Origin of the sequence: Microcystis sp. M079S1, assembly GCF_020246425.1 — a bacterium.
GTDB classification, from domain to species: domain Bacteria; phylum Cyanobacteriota; class Cyanobacteriia; order Cyanobacteriales; family Microcystaceae; genus Microcystis; species Microcystis aeruginosa.
On the sequence record NZ_JADBSZ010000033.1, the window covers coordinates 1 to 3,916 of the forward strand.

General features: G+C 43.3%; 3 protein-coding genes and 1 pseudogene. 3 read left to right on the forward strand and 1 reads right to left on the reverse strand.

The features are described from left to right. A pseudogene (locus tag IM456_RS01965) lies at nt 1–1,191 on the reverse strand (RNA-guided endonuclease InsQ/TnpB family protein); the annotation flags it as partial. Nucleotides 1,192–1,698: 507 nt separating this feature from the next. Between IM456_RS01965 and IM456_RS01970 the strand changes: the two are divergent. The 3 genes from IM456_RS01970 to IM456_RS01980 form a co-directional block, all read left to right on the forward strand. Beyond that, a complete protein-coding gene (locus tag IM456_RS01970; protein ID WP_002737208.1) occupies nt 1,699–1,821 on the forward strand; it encodes a DUF8629 family protein in 123 nt (40 codons plus the stop codon). Nucleotides 1,822–1,845: 24 nt separating this feature from the next. Beyond that, nucleotides 1,846–3,486: an MBL fold metallo-hydrolase gene (locus IM456_RS01975; RefSeq protein WP_149988641.1), complete on the forward strand. Its 1,641-nt coding sequence runs from the start codon at nt 1,846–1,848 to the stop codon at nt 3,484–3,486. A gap of 160 nt (nt 3,487–3,646) precedes the next feature. Beyond that, nucleotides 3,647–3,916, forward strand: a 270-nt coding sequence (locus IM456_RS01980; RefSeq protein ID WP_287693055.1) for a DUF2887 domain-containing protein, incomplete at its 3' end; no start/stop codon positions are given.

A 3,916-nucleotide genomic window follows, 5' to 3' on the forward strand; every position in this document is an offset into this window, starting at 1 on the left:
CCAGAGACCGGACTCTCCCAAGGCGTTTGGGTCGGTTTCTGTTTGCCCAACAGTACCGTTGAGATGATTTCCCAAATATTGTAACCCTTTTTTAAGAATATTTATTGCTGCATTATGATCCCTATCCAAGACTGTTTGACAATTGGGACATTGATGAGTTCTAGTGCTTAATGATTTTTGAACTCTCGTCCCACAAACTGAACAATCTTGAGTCGTGAAATGGGGAGGAACAGCAACACAAACAATCCGATAAATCTTGGCAAAATAATTCAACCATTCAGTGAATTGATACCAAGAAGCATCAGAAATCGACTTAGACAGCTTATGGTTTTTGACTAAGTTTCTTACCTTTAAAGCTTCATAAACTACCAGATCATTAGACTGGACTAACGCCAAAGCGTCTTTAATCGCTTTGTCTTTACGCTGTCTTGATACTTTAAGATGAAGCCTAGCTACTTTTATCCGTTGCTTGTGATAGTTTTTAGACTGTTTGTTTCCTTGACGAAATCGTTTTGATAATCTCCTTTGTGCTTTTTTAAGTCGTTTTTCTGACTTTCTTAAATAACGGGGATTCTCTACAGTATTACCTTGGGCATCGGTATAAAATTACTTTAACCCTAAGTCAATTCCTGTTATTTGTCTCGTTGTTTTATGTTATTCTTGCCGTTCTACGTCAATCAAAAACTGACAATAATAACCATCGGCACGTCTAACAACTCTTACCCGTTTAATCTGTTGCTCTGAATAATAAACCAATGTCTTTTGACTACACCATAAATCAAATTCTCCTGCTTTAAAACCATCGGTAAACTTGATTTTACGTCGATCCTCAGATAGTTGGTAGCCTGTTAGTTTGTATTCAACCGAACGGCTATGCTTTTTGAACCGAGGAAACCCCTTTTTCCCATGTATCTTAGCATGACAATTCTAGTAAAACCTATTAATTGATTGCCAGACTCTATCAGCAGCCGATTGACGAGCTTGTGAGTTTAATTTATTAACCCATGGTGTCTCTTTATTGTTAGCTAGTACCGCGCAAAGTTTTTGGAGATCATTGCGAGTTGTCCCTTGATTGTCCATCCAATAACGAACACAAGAGTTACGCACAAACTGAGAAGTTTTGATAGCTTCATCAAGTTTTTGGTATTGTTCTGGTGTCCCGTTTTTTAACTTGGCTTCTACGACTAGCATCGATTAATCCTCGACCATTGGATAGTTTAATTATAACACAGTTTACCCATAGATAGTAGTATTAAAATCGTGCTTCGCAGTCAATATCCTGGTCGGATTTCATCCCCCGCAAAGGTTGATGTCTTGTCGAAAAATTTAGCGGGGGCATTCATCCGACATTTTAGGTAAAGTTCAACTATAATTGAATTGAGCTAATCTGAGTCAAAATGAATAACTTGTTGGCTTTAAGTCCAAATAATAGACCAAGAAAACCCACTGCCTCATGTCTAAAAGAGAGAATTTACACCTATCATTACGTCGCACTTTAGCAAAGGAGTGTATGACAAAAGATGCTAGTTTTTCAGATAATTATCAGTAGTTTTTGATGAAATCATCACAAATTACTGGCAAGTTTAACTATTAAAAGAGGGTGAGCGCCCATGGTCAAACCCGAAACCTAGCTGCTAACAACCGAAAAAGTTGAGTTAGTATGAGGGGAGATACCCTCTGAGGAGTTGCACTAATTATATGGACATCAAATTAATCTTGTTGGCATTGACGGCTGTATTCACCGTCTCTTGTCTCTTTTTCGGCACCCGCAACGGTTTTTACGATAGCGATAACTACGATGGCAACGGTTCCGCTCACTAACCAGTCATCATGATCAGGGTTGCCATGGTTCAACGCTCTACTGCTGTCTGGGGGTCAAAATCCCTTTTATCCTGTTTACCTTTTGGTGTCGGTCACGCGTCGGAAGGGGTTTGTCTCCTACTGAAAATCGGTCCCTATCGCCTACTTTTAGATTGCGGTTTGGCCGATATGCAACCCCTCACCCAAAACAAAAAACCACCCGTGGATCTGGTGTTCTGTAGTCATGCCCACAGCGATCACATCCGTGGGTTAATGGCTCTCCATCAGACCTATCCCCAATTGCCAGTTTATGCCAGTGAGGTGACAGTACAACTGCTGCCCCTACAATGGCCGGATTCTGCCGAGGAAATCGGCAGTTTCTGTCAGGGTTGGCCATGGCGATCGCCGATCACTCTCTTTGATGATCTCACCGTCGAAATTTTTCCAGCTGGCCACCTGCCTGGGGCCGCCGTGGTCCTATTCACCTACAAAACCCCCAAACGCACCTATAAAGTCCTCTATACCGGCGATTTTTCCTTATCTAATTTTCAACTGGTGGAAGGATTATCGATCGATCTGCTGCGGGGAGTATCCCCGGATGTGCTGATTATTGAAGGCAGTTACGGCACAGAGCGCCATCCCCACCGACGACAGCAGGAAAAACAGTTGATGAATCGCATCTATCATGCGATCGCTGAGGGGCAAAATGTCTTACTACCCGTCCCCGCTTTGGGATTGGGTCAGGAAATTTTAAAATTACTGCGGTCGCACCACCAATTCACAGGCCGCGACATTGATATCTGGGTTGGGGGCAAGATCGCTAAAGCCTGCGATGCCTACCTGGAAATTTTACCACAATTTCCCGCATCTGTACAAAATTTTGCCAAACATCAGCCCTTATTTTGGGATGAGCGCATCTGTCCCCGGTTGCGAAGGTTGCCAGAAAAACCGACACCTCTAGGGGGAACCACTCCCATAATTTTACTAATCGATCGCCTAGAGGAGGTGAGTAAATATCTGCAAGGGGATAAACCTTGGTTAATGTTAGTTCCCCAACACCTGCACGATATCAACCTGGAGAATCCCCGATTAAAAGCGGCACAGCGTTCGCGATTAATTAGCCAAGAAACCTATCTACTCGCCGAACATAGCGATAGTCGTAACACCACCCAACTGATCCATAACCTGCGGCCGCAGCATATCATGTTCGTCCATGGCTCGCCCCTATATCTAGCGGATTTGACCAGTTTAGAAGAATTACAAAGCCGTTATCAACTCCATTCTCCGGCCGTGGGAACTCTGGTGGAATTGCCTATTGGCGATCGCTTTATGCAACCGACACCCCCGGCCCCCAGTCACTATGAGGGAGAATTAAATGAATCGGATTCGATCATCACTATCACCTTACCAGAGCCGATCACCCGGGATCCCCGGTGGAGTAATTTCGCCGATACGGGACTGGTAGAAGCGCGCTGGCAAGGGGAAGAATTATTATTGCGGGGAGTCTCCCAACGGGAATTATTAAGCGAGAGTCCCAATCGCATCACCAAAGCTTTAGAGGAGATGGATTGCTGTCGTGTCTGTGTCCACTACAAAAGTCAGCGCTGTTGGAATCCCGCTTCTCCCCTCTACGGTTTTAAAGTGGTTGCCGAAGGCTATTGTCCCGTTTTTGAAGCCAATATATAATTAGGGTCTGCTGAAAAAGTTTGGGGGTTAGGGGTCAGTATTCTTGTACTTGCTCCATACAGAAATACTAAAAAATTAACAAAGAAGATTTTACTCAGGCTCTCCAAGACTTTTAGCCATAGCTAGTATATTCCTAGGGGGGAGGTTCAGAAATAAAGGCATGAAAACTGACACGATTTTTTATCAACTCTTTCAATCTTTCCCCTCTATCTTCTTTGAATTAATTCAACTCCCTATCAGCGAAGCGAATAACTACCGCTTTGACTCAGTGGAAGTAAAACAACTTTCCTTTCGTCTTGATGGAGTCTTTCTGCCTCAAAATAATCACCCCCAGACTCCTATCTACTTCTGTGAGGTACAATTTCAAGAAGATGAGGCTTTTTATCAGCGCTTTTTCACCGAAATATTCTTATATCTCAGTAAAACTGAC